This is a genomic window from Brevibacterium yomogidense, assembly GCF_900163715.1.
In the GTDB taxonomy this organism is placed as follows: Bacteria; Actinomycetota; Actinomycetes; order Actinomycetales; family Brevibacteriaceae; genus Brevibacterium; species Brevibacterium yomogidense_A.
In genome coordinates this window covers 100355-114435 of record NZ_FWFF01000017.1, presented here as the reverse complement: position 1 = coordinate 114435, position 14081 = coordinate 100355, and the positions used below count along the sequence as shown (strand labels likewise).

General features: G+C 67.7%; 12 protein-coding genes and 1 tRNA gene. 2 read left to right on the top strand and 11 right to left on the bottom strand.

The window, feature by feature from the left end; translation table 11 throughout:
• Positions 1-30 precede the first annotated feature (30 nt).
• Both rpoB and FM105_RS09445 read right to left on the bottom strand, forming a co-directional pair.
• Complete coding sequence (gene rpoB / locus FM105_RS09450) at positions 31-3516, bottom strand: DNA-directed RNA polymerase subunit beta (protein ID WP_373404779.1); 3486 nt, start codon at positions 3514-3516, stop codon at positions 31-33.
• Between the two features lie 292 nt (positions 3517-3808).
• A complete protein-coding gene (locus FM105_RS09445; protein WP_143275861.1) occupies positions 3809-4960 on the bottom strand; it encodes a GNAT family N-acetyltransferase in 1152 nt (383 codons plus the stop codon).
• Positions 4961-4994: 34 nt separating this feature from the next.
• Here FM105_RS09445 and FM105_RS09440 point away from each other — a divergent pair, with 34 nt between their 5' ends.
• Positions 4995-5852, top strand: a complete 858-nt coding sequence (locus FM105_RS09440) for an MBL fold metallo-hydrolase (RefSeq protein ID WP_179207137.1) — start codon at positions 4995-4997, stop codon at positions 5850-5852.
• Between the two features lie 165 nt (positions 5853-6017).
• Here the strand turns inward: FM105_RS09440 and rplL are convergent, their stop codons facing one another.
• From rplL to FM105_RS09420, 4 genes are all read right to left on the bottom strand, one after another.
• Complete coding sequence (rplL, locus tag FM105_RS09435; protein WP_087007606.1) at positions 6018-6407, bottom strand: 50S ribosomal protein L7/L12; 390 nt, start codon at positions 6405-6407, stop codon at positions 6018-6020.
• Positions 6408-6476: 69 nt separating this feature from the next.
• Positions 6477-7019, bottom strand: a complete 543-nt coding sequence (gene rplJ / locus FM105_RS09430) for a 50S ribosomal protein L10 (protein WP_087007605.1) — start codon at positions 7017-7019, stop codon at positions 6477-6479.
• 294 nt (positions 7020-7313) lie between these two features.
• Positions 7314-8618 carry a hypothetical protein gene (locus tag FM105_RS09425; protein ID WP_087007603.1) on the bottom strand — a complete coding sequence of 435 codons (1305 nt, stop codon included), beginning with the start codon at positions 8616-8618 and terminating at the stop codon, positions 7314-7316.
• Positions 8615-10420, bottom strand: coding sequence for a hypothetical protein (locus FM105_RS09420; protein WP_087007601.1), 1806 nt, complete (start codon positions 10418-10420; stop codon positions 8615-8617). Before FM105_RS09420 ends, FM105_RS09425 begins: the two co-directional genes overlap by 4 nt.
• 89 nt (positions 10421-10509) lie before the next feature.
• Here FM105_RS09420 and FM105_RS09415 point away from each other — a divergent pair, with 89 nt between their 5' ends.
• Entirely contained in the window at positions 10510-11103 is a 594-nt protein-coding gene (locus FM105_RS09415) for a DedA family protein (RefSeq protein WP_087007599.1), read from the top strand.
• Between the two features lie 157 nt (positions 11104-11260).
• Here the strand turns inward: FM105_RS09415 and rplA are convergent, their stop codons facing one another.
• The 5 genes from rplA to FM105_RS09390 form a co-directional block, all read right to left on the bottom strand.
• Entirely contained in the window at positions 11261-11956 is a 696-nt protein-coding gene (rplA, locus tag FM105_RS09410; protein WP_087007597.1) for a 50S ribosomal protein L1, read from the bottom strand.
• A 76-nt stretch (positions 11957-12032) separates the two neighbouring features.
• On the bottom strand, positions 12033-12464 hold the full coding sequence (rplK, locus tag FM105_RS09405) for a 50S ribosomal protein L11 (RefSeq protein WP_087007595.1): 432 nt from the start codon (positions 12462-12464) through the stop codon (positions 12033-12035).
• Between the two features lie 248 nt (positions 12465-12712).
• Positions 12713-13567 carry a transcription termination/antitermination protein NusG gene (nusG, locus tag FM105_RS09400; RefSeq protein ID WP_256970325.1) on the bottom strand — a complete coding sequence of 285 codons (855 nt, stop codon included), beginning with the start codon at positions 13565-13567 and terminating at the stop codon, positions 12713-12715.
• A gap of 85 nt (positions 13568-13652) precedes the next feature.
• On the bottom strand, positions 13653-13895 hold the full coding sequence (gene secE / locus FM105_RS09395; RefSeq protein ID WP_087007591.1) for a preprotein translocase subunit SecE: 243 nt from the start codon (positions 13893-13895) through the stop codon (positions 13653-13655).
• Positions 13896-13954: 59 nt separating this feature from the next.
• A tRNA-Trp gene (locus FM105_RS09390) sits at positions 13955-14027 on the bottom strand.
• Positions 14028-14081: the final 54 nt, after the last annotated feature.

The following is a 14081-nucleotide window of genomic DNA, read 5'->3' as shown; positions in this document are numbered from 1 at the left end:
ATCGGGCCGTCCCCAGTTCGTTCGGTGGGGTCAGACTTCTTCGACGGTGTTCGCCTCAGGGCGAGACAGGTTGATGCCGAGTTCCTCCGCGGCGCGGAAGACCTCCTCGTCGGAGTCGCGCATCTCCACCTCCATGCCGTCGGACGAGAGCACCTCGATGTCCAGGCAGAGTGACTGCATCTCCTTGATGAGGACCTTGAAGGACTCCGGGATGCCCGGGTCCGGCAGGTTCTCACCCTTGACGATCGCCTCGTACACCTTGACGCGACCGGGGATGTCATCCGACTTGATCGTGAGGAGCTCCTGGAGCGTGTAGGCCGCGCCGTACGCTTCGAGCGCCCACACCTCCATCTCACCGAAGCGCTGACCGCCGAACTGCGCCTTACCGCCCAGCGGCTGCTGGGTGATCATCGAGTACGGGCCGGTCGACCGTGCGTGGATCTTGTCGTCCACCAGGTGGTGCAGCTTGAGCATGTACATGTAGCCCACCGACACGGGGTACGGGAAGGGCTCGCCGGAGCGGCCGTCGAAGAGGCGCGCCTTGCCGGATGCGTCGACGAGTCGCTCGCCGTCCTGGTTGGGCTTGGTGGACTCGAGCAGTCCCCGCAGCTCCTCCCAGTGGGCACCGTCGAACACGGGGGTCGCGACATTCGTGCCCGGCTCCACGTCGTCCACGAAGCCGTGCATCTTCTCTGCCCACTCAGGCGTGCCTTCGAGCTTCCAGCCCTGCTTGGAGATCCAGCCCATGTGGATCTCCATGACCTGGCCGATGTTCATGCGGCGCGGCACACCGTGCGGGTTGAGGATGATGTCCACGGGGGTGCCGTCCTCCAGGAACGGCATGTCCTCGACGGGCAGGATCCGGGAGATGACGCCCTTGTTGCCGTGGCGGCCGGCCATCTTGTCGCCGATCGTGATCTTGCGGCGCATGGCCACGTAGACGCGGACCAGCTGGTTGACGCCGGGGGCCAGCTCGTCATCCTCGTCGCGGTCGAAGACCTTGACGGCGATGACGGTGCCGGACTCGCCGTGCGGGACCTTGAGCGAGGTGTCGCGGACTTCGCGCGACTTCTCACCGAAGATCGCGCGGAGCAGGCGCTCCTCCGGTGTCAGTTCGGTCTCGCCCTTGGGCGTGACCTTGCCGACGAGGATGTCTCCATCGGTGACTTCAGCACCGATGCGGATGATGCCGCGCTCGTCCAGGTCCGCGAGTGCGTCCGGGGCGATGTTCGGGATATCGCGGGTGATCTCCTCAGCGCCCAGCTTGGTGTCGCGGGCATCGACTTCGTGCTCCTCGATGTGGATCGAGGACAGCACGTCGTCCTGCACCATGCGCTGCGACAGGATGATCGCGTCCTCGAAGTTGTAGCCCTCCCAGGACATGAAGGCGACGAGCAGGTTCTTGCCCAGCGCCATCTCGCCGTTCTCCGTCGACGGGCCGTCACCCAGCACACTGCCGACCTCGACGCGATCGCCCTCGTCGACCAGGATGCGCTGGTTGTAGGACGTGCCGTGGTTCGACCGGCGGAACTTCTCCGCCCTGTAGATCTGCTGCGTGCCGTCGTCGTTCATGACGGTGACGTACTCGGCCGACACCTCGGTCACGACGCCGGGGTTCTCAGCGGTGATGACGTCACCCGCATCGACGGCTGCACGGTACTCCATACCGGTGCCCACGTAGGGCGCTTCGGAGCGGACCAGCGGGACGGCCTGGCGCTGCATGTTCGCACCCATGAGGGCGCGGTTCGCATCGTCGTGCTCGAGGAACGGGATCAGCGCGGTCGCGACGGAGACCATCTGGCGTGCGGACACGTCCATGAAGTCGATCTCTGCGACCGGGATGAGCTCTGCTTCGCCGGACCCGCCCTTCGGACGGGCCAGGACGAGGTCCTCGACGAACTTCGAGCTGTCATCGAGCGGGGCGTTGGCCTGCGCGATCGTGAACTCGAGCTCGTCATCGGCGGTGAGGTACACCGTCTCGTCGGAGACGTTGCCGTCCACGACCTTGCGGTACGGGGTCTCGATGAAGCCGAACGGGTTGATGCGTGCGTACGACGCGAGCGAACCGATCAGGCCGATGTTCGGGCCCTCCGGAGTCTCGATCGGGCACATGCGGCCGTAGTGCGACGGGTGGACGTCACGGACGTCCATGCCCGCGCGGTCGCGTGACAGTCCGCCGGGTCCCAGCGCGGACAGGCGACGCTTGTGCGTGAGGCCCGCGAGGGGGTTGTTCTGGTCCATGAACTGCGAGAGCTGGCTGGTGCCGAAGAACTCCTTGATCGCAGCGACGACCGGGCGGATGTTGATGAGCGACTGCGGGGTGATCGCTTCGACGTCCTGCGTGGTCATGCGCTCGCGGACGACGCGCTCCATGCGGGACAGGCCCGTGCGGACCTGGTTCTCGATCAGCTCGCCGACCGCACGGATGCGGCGGTTGCCGAAGTGGTCGATGTCGTCATCGGCGACACGGAGCTGCACCGGCTGCCCGTCGCGCATGCCCGACATGTGCTCGTCGCCCGCGTGCAGCGCGACGATGTAGCGGATCGTCGCGACGACGTCGTCGGTGCTGAGGACGGAGTCGGTCAGCGGCGCGTCGGTCCCGAGCTTGCGGTTGATCTTGTAGCGACCGACCTTGTCGAGGTTGTACCGCTTGGGGTTGAAGTAGAGGTTGTTGAGCAGCGTGCGCGCCGCTTCCGTCGTCGCGGGCTCCGCGGGACGGAGCTTGCGGTAGATGTCGAGCAGCGCCTCGTCCTGGGTCTGGACGGTGTCCTTCGCCAGGGTCTCGCGCATCGACTCGTACTGGCCGAACTCCTCGAGGATCTTCGACTCGCTCCAGCCCAGCGCCTTCAGCAGCACAGTCACGGACTGCTTGCGCTTGCGGTCGAGGCGGACACCCACCTGATCGCGCTTGTCGACCTCGAACTCCAGCCACGCACCGCGCGACGGGATGATCTTGGCGGTGAAGATGTCCTTGTCGGACGTGCGGTCGGGCGACGTCTCGAAGTACACGCCGGGCGAACGGACCAGCTGGGAGACGACGACGCGCTCCGTGCCGTTGATCACGAACGTGCCCTGCGGCGTCATGAGGGGGAAATCGCCCATGAACACCGTCTGCGACTTGATCTCGCCGGTGTTGTTGTTCATGAACTCCGAGGTGACGAACAGAGGAGCGGAGTACGTCATGTCCCGCTCCTTGCACTCGTCGACGGAGTACTTGGATGGCTCGAAGCGGTGCTCCCGGAACGAGAGCGACATCGCGCCGGCGAAGTCCTCGATCGGGGAGATCTCCTCGAAGATGTCTTCGAGGCCGGAGGTGGTGGCGACGGAGTCGTCACCGATCTCCGTCGCCTCGATGACGCGGTCCTGCCAGCGCTCGTTGCCGATCAGCCAGTCGAAGCTGTCGGTCTGGAGGCTGAGGAGGTCCGGCACTTCGAGGGGTTCGCGAATCTTCGCGAAGGAGATGCGCTGCGGGTGGGTAGCGGGCCTGGTGTGTTCGTCGGCAGCAGCCAATGGGATCCTTCCGGGTGAAACCTGATGTCTCCGGCTAGGCCTGCCCGCTCGTACGGGACGTCGCGATGCACCCATGGGGATGCAGGGAGACGCAGATACGAGCTCGATCGGGCCCACCGCTATATGAAGGCACCTCGAAGGCAGAGCAATGCAAAGAATCAGTCTACGCGCGTGTCGCGCTGTACGCAAACGGCCTGTGGTACGCTCACTGGTTTCCCAGATCCGCGGACCGTCCGCTCACGCCTCGTCCCCTCACGCCTCGAACCCTCACGCCGTGAGCCCTCACCCCTTCGAGCCCTCACCCCTCGAGACGCAGCTCCCACAGGACGGAGAAGGCCCGCGGACGGAATCCGGCCGCCGTGTTCACCGCGATCATCGCGGTATTCTCCACGGCGTTCCACGTGCAGACGGTCTCAGCATCGGGAGAGACGGCGCGCAGGTGCGCCGCGTTGGCCCTCTTCACCGCGACTGCGAGCCCCCGCCCCCTGGCCTCCGGGCGCACGACCGTGTGCTCCTGGAAGACGACCGGACTGCCGGGGGTCTGCTCGAACAGGGTGAAGGCGAGGAGTCGTCGCCCCTCTGCGATCGCACTGACGACCCGCACGACGTCGGAGGCACGGGCGGTCGCCTCCGCTTCCCGGAGCCTGGCCACGTCCCACGTCTCCGGCTCGAAGGACGCGCCCCCGGTGGGAACGGTCGCCTCGAAGACGGAGTAGAGGTCCGCAAGCTGCGCGGCCCACTCCTTCGGCGCACCGTCCACCCAGCTGACCACTCGCGAGCCCGGAGGGGCGGCACCGCCGCCTCCGGGCGACATGAGCGCGAGGACGGAGAACCTCTCGATCTGCACGGGGGCGAAGCCCGCGGCCGTCATCCGTCGCACACTGCGGTCCGACTGCGACACCGTTCCGCTGCGCGACCGCACTGGAATGGTCGACCCCGCCGGCGGATGGTCGACCACGGTGAAGTGCGCGCCCTCGTCGAGAGTCCGATCGCCGTCCTGACCCAGGACCAGCGGTGAGAGAGGATCTCCGACGACCTCCGTCAGGACTTCATGCGTGAACACCACGTGCCGACCGTGCCGTCGCACTGCCGCGAGCGCGTCCGCGAGCAGGGCCGCATGCAGGGCATCCGCCTCGGCGACTGCGACCAGCGGCGGATCGAGGACCTGCACGTAGGCGGTGTCGGTGTTTTCCCGGACCGGGACCTCGACCACCCACGCGCCCACAGCACGCCCGGTCGCATCCAGTGCGATCGCCGCCTCGCAGACACGGGTCGCGTCGTGCGTCCATTCGCTGCGCCGGCGCTCTGCGGTCGTCGCGAGCTCGGGGATCCCCAGACGATCGCTCATCGCAGCCAGCCCCACGGCTGCGAGCCGCTCGTGGAAGTCCACGTGTGCGGCTTCGTCGGCCGGGAGATCGATCGAGCGGATCATGGAGACGCTGTGGATCACACGCCCAGTCTACGGATCTGTGAGAATGGCGGGCATGTCCGCCACCGTGCACGTCCTCGTCTCCGATCCCGCCCGACTCACCTGCGTGCTGATCACCGGCTCCGACCGCGCGCTGCTGGTCGACACCGGTTCCGGCCCGGACCAGGCCGGGAGGATCCTCTCAGCGGTCCGCGACCTGACCGATCTGCCCCTCATCGTCGCGAACACCCACGACCACTGGGACCACTTCTTCGGCAACCCGACATTCGCCGAGGCCGGGGTCGCCGAATTCCTCGCGTCGCCCGCCTTCGTGCGCGACTCCCCCGGGTCCGCATGGCTGCAGCACGCGGAGGCGAGCGAGCACGTCCTCGATCTCCCCTCCCCCGACGCGCTGGTCGTCCCGACCCGCGCCGTCGCGGACGGCGAGATCCTCGACCTGGGCGCACGACGCGCCGATGAGGCATCCGGAGCGGAGTCGGCGCCTGGAGGCGGTACTGCCCACCGGGTCGAGGCTCACCGCATCGAGGCCCACCGAGTCGAGTTCCTGCACATGACCGGGCACACGGACACGGACCTCGTGGTCCGCGCCGGACCGATCGTCGTCTGCGGCGACCTCGTCGAGGAGGGGGCGCCGCCGCAGGTGGGCCTCGATGCGACCCCGCTCGCGTGGGCGCGCTCGCTCGAATCGCTCCTCGCGCTGCCCGACGTCGACGTGTTCGTGCCCGGCCACGGCAGCCCGGTCGGTCGCGCCTTCGTCGAGACCCAGCGCGATGACCTGTTGCACGCCGCCGAGGCCGACGACGCCTCGACGCTGCCGACCCGCGTCGTGGGAGCCCTCGCGGGCGATGCCGCCCCGGCACCGACCGCACGCGTCGACCCATCATCCGGAGTCGGCGTCACACGGATCCTCTGACGCGTCGTGCCTCGGACCGCATCGGGCCATCGGACCGCATCAAGGCACCACCGTCCCACCGCCTCGACGGATGCAGAACGGCCCCCGTCCCACTGAGTGGGTCGGGGGCCGTTCGATGCGAAGCTCCGTGTGAGCCGCCGCGCGCGGTGGCTCACACGGGCGACATCACTTGACGGTGACGGTCGCGCCTGCAGCCTCGAGTGTCTCCTTGGCCTTCTCGGCAGCGTCCTTGTCGACGCCCTCGAGGACAGCCTTCGGAGCGGAGTCGACGAGGTCCTTGGCTTCCTTCAGTCCGAGCGACGTGAGTCCACGGACCTCCTTGATGACCGGGACCTTCTTCTCGCCTGCGGCTTCGAGCACGACGTCGAATTCGGTCTGCTCTTCAGCAGCCTCGCCGCCGCCGGCGCCGCCGGCTGCCGGAGCTGCAGCAGCTGCGACCGGAGCCGCTGCCTCGACCTCGAAGGTCTCCTCGAACTGCTTGACGAAGTCCGACAGCTCGATGAGGGAGAGCTCCTTGAAGCCCTCGATGAGCTCTGCGGGTGTGAGCTTAGCCATGGTGGCTGTTCCTTCCATTCGCGACCGGGAGTGGTGCTCCGGCCAGTGGGGGTGTTCGGGGTGTCTGGCTCAGGCGTCTGCGGCCGGTGCCTCTTCGGCACCGCCGTTCTTCTCGCGCAGAGCGTCGACTGTTCGCACGGTCTTGACCAGCGGGGCGGTGAACAGGTAGGCGGCCTGGTACAGACCTGCCTTCATGGCACCGGCTGCCTTCGCAAGCAGCACCTCGCGGGATTCCAGATCGGCGAGCGTGGTGATGTCCTCAGCGGTCAGCGCGGAGCCCTCGAGGACTCCCGCCTTGATGACGAGCTGGGGATTCGCCTTGGCGAAGTCACGCAGCGCCTTCGCGGCCTCAGAGGGCTCGCCCTTGACGAACGCGATTGCCGTGGGTCCGGCAAGCTGTCCTTCGAAGGCGTCGATCCCTGCTTCTTTGGCAGCGATGGCGGTGAGAGTGTTCTTCACCACGGCGTAGGTGGCGTGCTCACCAAGCGACCTGCGCAGATCCTTCATCTGCGCAACGGTGAGCCCGCGGTACTCGGTCAGCAATGCGGCGTTCGAGGACTCAAGCTCCTGCTTGATCTCCGCGACCGCGGCTGCCTTGTCGGGCCTCGCCATGGCATTCCTTTCGTTGATGTCGGTGCATCCCGACCCACAGAAAAAGCGTCCCATGCGCAGGCATGAGACGCTCGGATTCCAGCGTGCACGCATGCTCGCTGTCGAAGTTCTCACCTGCGCGGGTCACTCACTGAAGAGTCTTCGTCCGCTGGCGCTCTCCCCGTGATGAGGACAGGCACCGCAGAGACCGACGGTCTTGGGCAATCGGTAACACTACAGACTTCCGGTGGTGACGTCAAAGCGTCGTCTGCGCCGGGGCCCTCATCCTACCGGCCCGCAGCGAACTCTGCTCTCCTACCGGCGCGCGGCGAGCTCGTCCTTCACGAGCTCCACGAGGTCGCCGCCTCCGGTGCCGAACCGGGTGCGGGCCCAGACCGTGTCCCGCTCCGAATAGGGCTTCCCCCGGTCGAGGAGCCAGCGGGGCCGCCGACCGGCGGCCAAGTCATCGTCGCAGCGAGCACACACCGGCGACCCTCGACCGGCGCTCCCGACAGCGCCCGCTCCAGTCCCAGACTCAGTCCCAGCCCCAGCGCCAATCACAATTCCAGCCTCGGACTCAGCCCCCGCGGCACCGTGCGCATCCCCCCGCTCGTGCACCCGCCTCGCACGTGCCTGACCATGCGTGGGGTCGACGGAGCACAGCGAGTCACGCTCCTGCGGATCCGCGCCCTGCACCTGCGCGAGGTCGTCCGCGACGATCGTCAGCAGGACCAGGACCCCTGCGAGGTCCGCCCGCGTCGCATCCTCCGCATCGACCAGCCGTCCGGCGTAGGTGTACGCGTCCATGCCGTGGCGCACGAGGCCGGCCTGCTCCTCGGTGAGGTCATCGGTGTCCAACGCGACCAGGTCGGCCGACAGGTGGAGGGTGTCCTCCGCGAGCGTGCGGCGGATGCTCTGCCGCTGCATGCGCGCCGCGCTCAGCAGCAGATCCGCCGGGATCCGGGAGAAGCGCTGCCGTCGCGCGAGCGTCCGCTTCCGCAGACCCGCGTTCAGCAGTCGTGTCCCGATGAATGCCGCCGCGATCCCGACGATCAGGAGCAGCAGGATCAGCACGTCCGGGCTCAGCCCTCCCAGCGGAGCCCCGCCCGCGCCGGGCTCCTCCTGGATCGAGGTGCCGGTGGAACCGGTCTCCCCCGGCGAGTCCGCGCCTGCGTCGGCTCCGGCTCCGAGGTCCGCATCTGTGTCAGCATCCGGCACCGCGCCCTCCGCACCCAGCTCATCGAGCGTCTCGACGAGCAGTCGCACCCCCTCGTAGCCCGTTCCCGGGCCCTGGTGGGCACTTATGACCTCGCGGACCCCGTCGAGTGCTTCCGATCCGTCATGCGCGATGTGCGCGTCGAGGGTTCCGCGAGGGGATGCGACCAGGTAGAGCCCGTCCTGCCCGGTGCGCTCGTGCACGAGCTCGCCCAGATCGCTGCGGTCGACGTCATCGCCCACGATGAGGACGTAGGTGTCATACGGCAGCGCCTCTGCCTTCGCGGTCACCTGCTCGAGCGTGACATCGGGGATCCGCGACGCGGCCGCGGGGTCGACGTAGACGGACGACTCTGAGAGGTGCTCAGCGATCGTCTCGGCGAGGACCCCTGCGCTCGCGCTCACTGCGTGCCGTCCCGCAGACGCAGGATGTTCTGCTGGACTGCGGGGTTCTTGAGTTCGCTGGGTCGATTCGGGTCGAATCCGCTGCTCCCGGCCGAACCCGTTCCGTCCGCGTCCGACCCGGTGCCGCTGCCGTCCCCGCTCGAACGGAACGCTGTGACGATGGCGGCTGCCAACCCGGCGAATAACAGGGCTCCGACGGCACCGATCCCTGCACCGCGTAGCGCGTTGAGGATCGGATAGCCCAGCACAGTGGGGCCGGCCTCCGCTGCCCGCTGGGCCAGCTCGGCCTCGGTGAAGAAGCGCTCCGGCTCCCATCCGGCCAGCAGTATCGACACGCTCGCGCCGATGATCGCGGCGAGCAGGAGGATGAGCACCGGCATGACGAGCAGCGACAGACAGCCGCGGACGACATCGCCCCTCCCGTCCCGTCTGCCGACCGGCTGGGAGTCGGGGAGTCCGGTCACGATCGGGCCCAGCGGCCGCACGGCTCCGAACATGCTCGTCGCATAGTCGTCGTGCACGTCGGTGTACCCGCGGACCCGTCCGTCGGACAGCACCCTGAGCGCATCGGGCGCCTCATCGCGCCCCAGAGCGTCGCGGCAGGCTGTGCATGCGGGCACGTCGACCGACGCCGAGGCCCCCTGCACGGAGGCGGTGAGCGTCGTCTGCCCGTGGAACGGGTTGAAGGCGCAGAAGCGCGGCAGGCGTGCGGGGTCGGGTTCCAGACCGTCCTGGAGGTGCCGCTCCCACATCCGCTCGCGCGACTCGACCTCTGCGCGGAGGACGACGAGCGCCGCGGCCTCGACCGGGGGCACCGCGTCATCGACCATCCGCGACGTCACGGTCCGCGTCTTCACTGAGCCGTCAGGCAGCCGGGCACGGATCCGCTCCGCGAGGATCGCGCAGTCGTCCCCCGCGTCGCGCAGCGCGAGCGCCCAGTCCAGTCCTGCCGATGACGTCGCGCGCTGCGGGTCCACTGCAGGGGTCGGCGCCTCCAGCAGCTCCGGAAGCCGCTCGACGATGCTCAGGGGAACACGCGTCGGGGCCATCTCTGCGCCGCGCTGAGCCTCCTGCTCGATGAGTCGTGTGCGGCGGGAGAGATACCAGTACACGCCGATGCCGCCGAAGCCCAGCACGCTGGCGGCGACGATCGCATCCGCACCCCCGGGCTCGTGAGTCTCCAGGTACTTCGTGATGTCACCGTTCTCGAAGCCTGATGCCTCGTAGTCCTGCGGGTTCGGACGAGCCCCTCGGCCCAGCCAGTCCGCACCCCAGCGAGACGCCAGATCGACCGCTGGCTCAGGGTTCACGCGGAAGTCGTCCCCGAAGTCCTCCGGCCAGCCGGAGCCGCCGCCGGGCCCCACACGGTTCCCCGGGAGCGTGTCGCTCACGCCGGACTCGCCCACTGCGTAGACGGACGGGGTCGGTGAGGAACCGTAGACGTCGAAGAACGAGATCACCAGCGGGAACATGTCGTCGCTGAGCCGCACGGCGATCTCCTGCTCGGCCTCGCGCACCGTCTGCGAGTAGAAGTACGGGTCCTCGTCGTCCTCAGGCACGACGGGCGGGCTGAAGACCGCCAGGCAGCGGACCCCGTCCGACTCCTCCCCCACCCGTTCCAGCGCCGCGACAGCGCGATCGATGAACCCGGCGGCGACGAGGTCCTGCGCCCCCGGGACAGACAGCACAGCACCCGTCTCCCGCAGCGCGTCGCCGTGCACCCGCACGAAGAGATCTGCGATCTCCGATGCCGACAGCGTGGGATCGCGCCAATCGCGGGCGCCGCCTGAACTCGTGGTCATGCCATGATCCTAGAAGACCGTCCACGCGCCCGGGCCCCGCTCGCGTGCCGATCCTGGCACGGGGAGTCTAGGCTGGGGCAGTGCAGGATATGCAGGACTACGTCATCGGCCTGGTCGGCTCCCCGTGGCTCTACCCGGTCTTCGGGTTCTTCATCGCGGTGTCCGCCGCCGTGCCGCCCATCCCCTCCAGCGCGCTCATCGTCGCTCTGGGCGCGGTGAACGCGCATTCCGGGGCACCCGACCTCGCACTGCTGCTCCTGGCCGGGTCGCTCGGGTCCATCGTGGGAGACCACGTCATGTACCTGCTGGGGATGCGCAGCGGATTCACCCAGTGGCCCCTGCTCCGGTCCCCGTCGAATCAGGATCGCATCGACCGCCTGTCGTCCAGGCTCGCAGAGCGGGGGCTCCTCTTCGCGGTGATCGCCCGGTTCATCCCGCTGGGGCGCACCCTCATCGCGCTGATCTCCGGTGGGGAACGCGTCGACGTCCGCCAGTGGCTGGGGCTCACGGCCGCGGCGGGGGCGATCTGGACCGCCTACTCGCTCGCCTTCGGGTGGCTCACATCCCGGTGGATTCCCCTGCCGATGTGGGCATCGGTCGCCATCGCAGTCGGAGGATCGCTCGTCATCGGTGCGATCATCTCGCGCATCGCCGACCGACTGGCGCTCGGCACAGCGGACTGACGCCAGCACCCAGCAGAAGAGACGGCGGCCCGCAATGAGCAGAAGAGACTGCGGCCAGCACCCAGCAGAGAAGGTGGAGACGACGAAGGGCGGAAGCCCCCGCAGGGGAGCTTCCGCCCTTCGTCAGGTCCGGTGATGCACCGGGACCGGCATCACATCAGACGCGCAGCGTGCCGGCATCGACGGGGACGCCGGGGCCGTTCGTCGTCGACACGGTCGCCTTCGAGATGTAGCGACCCTTCGAGGACGAGGGCTTGATGCGGTTGATCTCATCGACTGCAGCCTTGAAGTTCTCCTCCAGCTGCTCCTGCGAGAACGACGCCTTGCCGATGATGAAATGCAGGTTCGAGTGCTTGTCCACTCGGAACTCGATCTTTCCGCCCTTGATGTCCGTGACGGCCTTCGCGACATCCATCGTCACGGTGCCCGTCTTCGGGTTGGGCATGAGGCCACGGGGGCCCAGGACCTTGCCCAGACGTCCGACCTTGCCCATCATGTCCGGCGTCGCGACCGCCGCGTCGAAGTCGGTGAAGCCGTCGGCCACCTTCTCCAGCAGGTCATCGGAACCGACGAAGTCGGCACCTGCAGCGCGGGCTGCCTCAGCACGGTCACCCGCGGCGAAGACGAGGACCTTGGCCGTCTTGCCGGTGCCGTGGGGCAGGTTGACGGTGCCGCGCACCATCTGGTCGGCCTTGCGGGGATCGACGCTCAGGCGCAGGGCGACTTCGACGGTGCCGTCGAACTTCGACACCGAGGTCTCCTTGGCCAGGGCGATCGCCTGTGCCGGTTCGTACTGTGTATCCGCAGCGATCTTCTCTGCGGCGGCCACGTAGGCCTTTGAGCGCTTTGCCATCTGCTCTTCTTCTCCTAGCAGTCGTGGTGCGGACCGCGCGGGCCCTGCCACTGGGGTGGTGTGAGATCCGGAGATCTCAGGCGTCGGTGGTGATGCCCATCGACCGTGCCGTGCCGGCCACGATCTTCGCGGCGGCCTCAGCATCATTCGCGTTGAGGTCGGTCATCTTCAGCTCAGCGATCTCGCGCACCTGGTCGGCGGAGATGTGTCCCACCTTCTCCGTGTGCGGCGTCGCGGAGCCGGACTTCACGCCCGCGGCCTTCTTGATGAGCTCTGCGGCCGGCGGCGTCTTCGTGATGAACGTGAACGAACGGTCCTCGTAGACGGTGATCTCCACGGGGATGACGTTGCCACGCTGGGATTCCGTCGCGGCGTTGTACGCCTTGCAGAACTCCATGATGTTGACGCCGTGCTGACCAAGCGCGGGGCCGATCGGGGGTGCCGGGTTAGCGGCGCCCGCCTGAATCTGCAGCTTGATCAGACCGGCGACCTTCTTCTTGGGAGGCATGTTCGGTCCTTACTCTTCTCTTCCGTCACCCGCGCGACGCTCGCGCGGGTCGGGTTCCGGCGCGCCCCTCCGATGTGGGGACGGCCAAACTCCACTAGTATTCCACGACTGAACGCCCGGACGCGAATCCTTGTGGGGAATCGCGCACCGGACGCCGAGTCATGCTCTGTGTGCGGCGCATCGCCGCAGGTCTCGCGGCAGTCGCCGCGAAGCTTCTTGCCCCGTGGGGCTCTTCCCGTGCGGGAAGCTCAGATCTTCGACACCTGGTCGAAGCCCAGCTCCACCGGGACGTCGCGCTCGAAGATCGACAGGAGGACCGTGAGCTTCTGGTTCTCCGGACGGATCTCCTGGATAGTAGCGGGGTGGCCCTCGAAGGACCCCTCCTTGACGAGCACGGATTCGCCGACCTCGAACTCGACGACGTACTCGGAGTCGTCGCCGCGGTTGCCCGCAGGCGCCCGGCCGGTCTCCGCGGCCTCCTTCGCCTGCTGCTCGTCGAAGATCGGACGCAGCATCTCGAAGACCTCGTCCACCGTCAGCGGAACCGGGTCGTAGGCATTGCCCACGAAGCCGGTGACGCCGGGAGTGTGGCGCACTGCGCCCCAGCTCTCGTCGGTGAGCTCCATCCGGACCAGCACGTAGCCGGGGACGCGCACGCGGCGCACCTGCTTGCGCTGGCCGTTCTTGATCTCGACCACGTCCTCCATCGGGACCTGGACCTCGAAGATGAACTCCTCCATGTTGAGGCTCACCGTGCGCGACTCGATGTTCACCTTCACGCGGTTCTCGTAGCCCGCGTAGGAGTGGATGACGTACCAGTCGCCGTCCTGCATGCGCAGATCGGACTTGAAGTCCTCGATCGCGTCGTCCTCGGTGAGCTCCGCGGGCTCATCCTGGCCCGCAGCCTCGGAAGAGTCATCGTCGGAGACGTCCGCGGACTCGCCGGCGGCGGGTTCCGCCGGGGTCGAGCCCTCGTCGGTCGACTCCGCCTCTGTCGGGGTCGCGTCGACCTCACCGGCGGATGCGGCGTCTGCCGCGGGCTCAGTGGAGGCATCCGCCCCATCGAGCTCGGGGTTCAGCTCTTCCGGTGTTGTCTCCGACACGTGGTGTCTCCTCATTCGATGCGTAGTGAGAGTTCAGGGTGAAGCACTGGGCCGCGGGGCCTGCGACCGACCGGATCGGACCGGATCAGATGGGTGTCGTACCGGCGAAGACCCAGCCGGCGAGCTGCCCGAAGACGAAGTCGAGACCCGTGACGAGCAGCATCATGATCACGACGAACGCGAGCACGACCAGCGTGTAGTTGATGAGCTCTTTGCGGGTCGGCGTGACGACCTTCTTCAGCTCCGCGATGATCTCGCGGATGAAACGGAGGATCCGCCCGAAGAGTCCGGGCTTCTTCCCCTCTACGGCGCTGGGAGTATCAGCCACGCGACCTCACTCATTCCTCGGCTTCCGTCACCGGCCCCGTTGGGGTCGGCCTGACTGAGCAGGGGTGACAGGACTCGAACCTGCAACCTACGGTTTTGGAGACCGTTGCGCTACCGATTGCGCCACACCCCTTCGGCGATGAGTGACTCACCGCCGAGGATCGAGCATACATGGTCCCGAGTATCC

Coding starts and splice junctions, on each gene's coding strand:
- rplK (WP_087007595.1), bottom strand. CDS start 12,464: ATGCCTCCCAAGAAGAAGGTCGCCGGTCTGATCAAGCTGCAGATTCAG.
- FM105_RS09420 (WP_087007601.1), bottom strand. CDS start 10,420: ATGACCACGAGTTCAGGCGGCGCCCGCGATTGGCGCGATCCCACGCTG.
- rplL (WP_087007606.1), bottom strand. CDS start 6,407: ATGGCTAAGCTCACACCCGCAGAGCTCATCGAGGGCTTCAAGGAGCTC.
- rplA (WP_087007597.1), bottom strand. CDS start 11,956: ATGGCAAAGCGCTCAAAGGCCTACGTGGCCGCCGCAGAGAAGATCGCT.
- FM105_RS09415 (WP_087007599.1), top strand. CDS start 10,510: ATGCAGGACTACGTCATCGGCCTGGTCGGCTCCCCGTGGCTCTACCCG.
- FM105_RS09440 (WP_179207137.1), top strand. CDS start 4,995: ATGTCCGCCACCGTGCACGTCCTCGTCTCCGATCCCGCCCGACTCACC.
- rplJ (WP_087007605.1), bottom strand. CDS start 7,019: ATGGCGAGGCCCGACAAGGCAGCCGCGGTCGCGGAGATCAAGCAGGAG.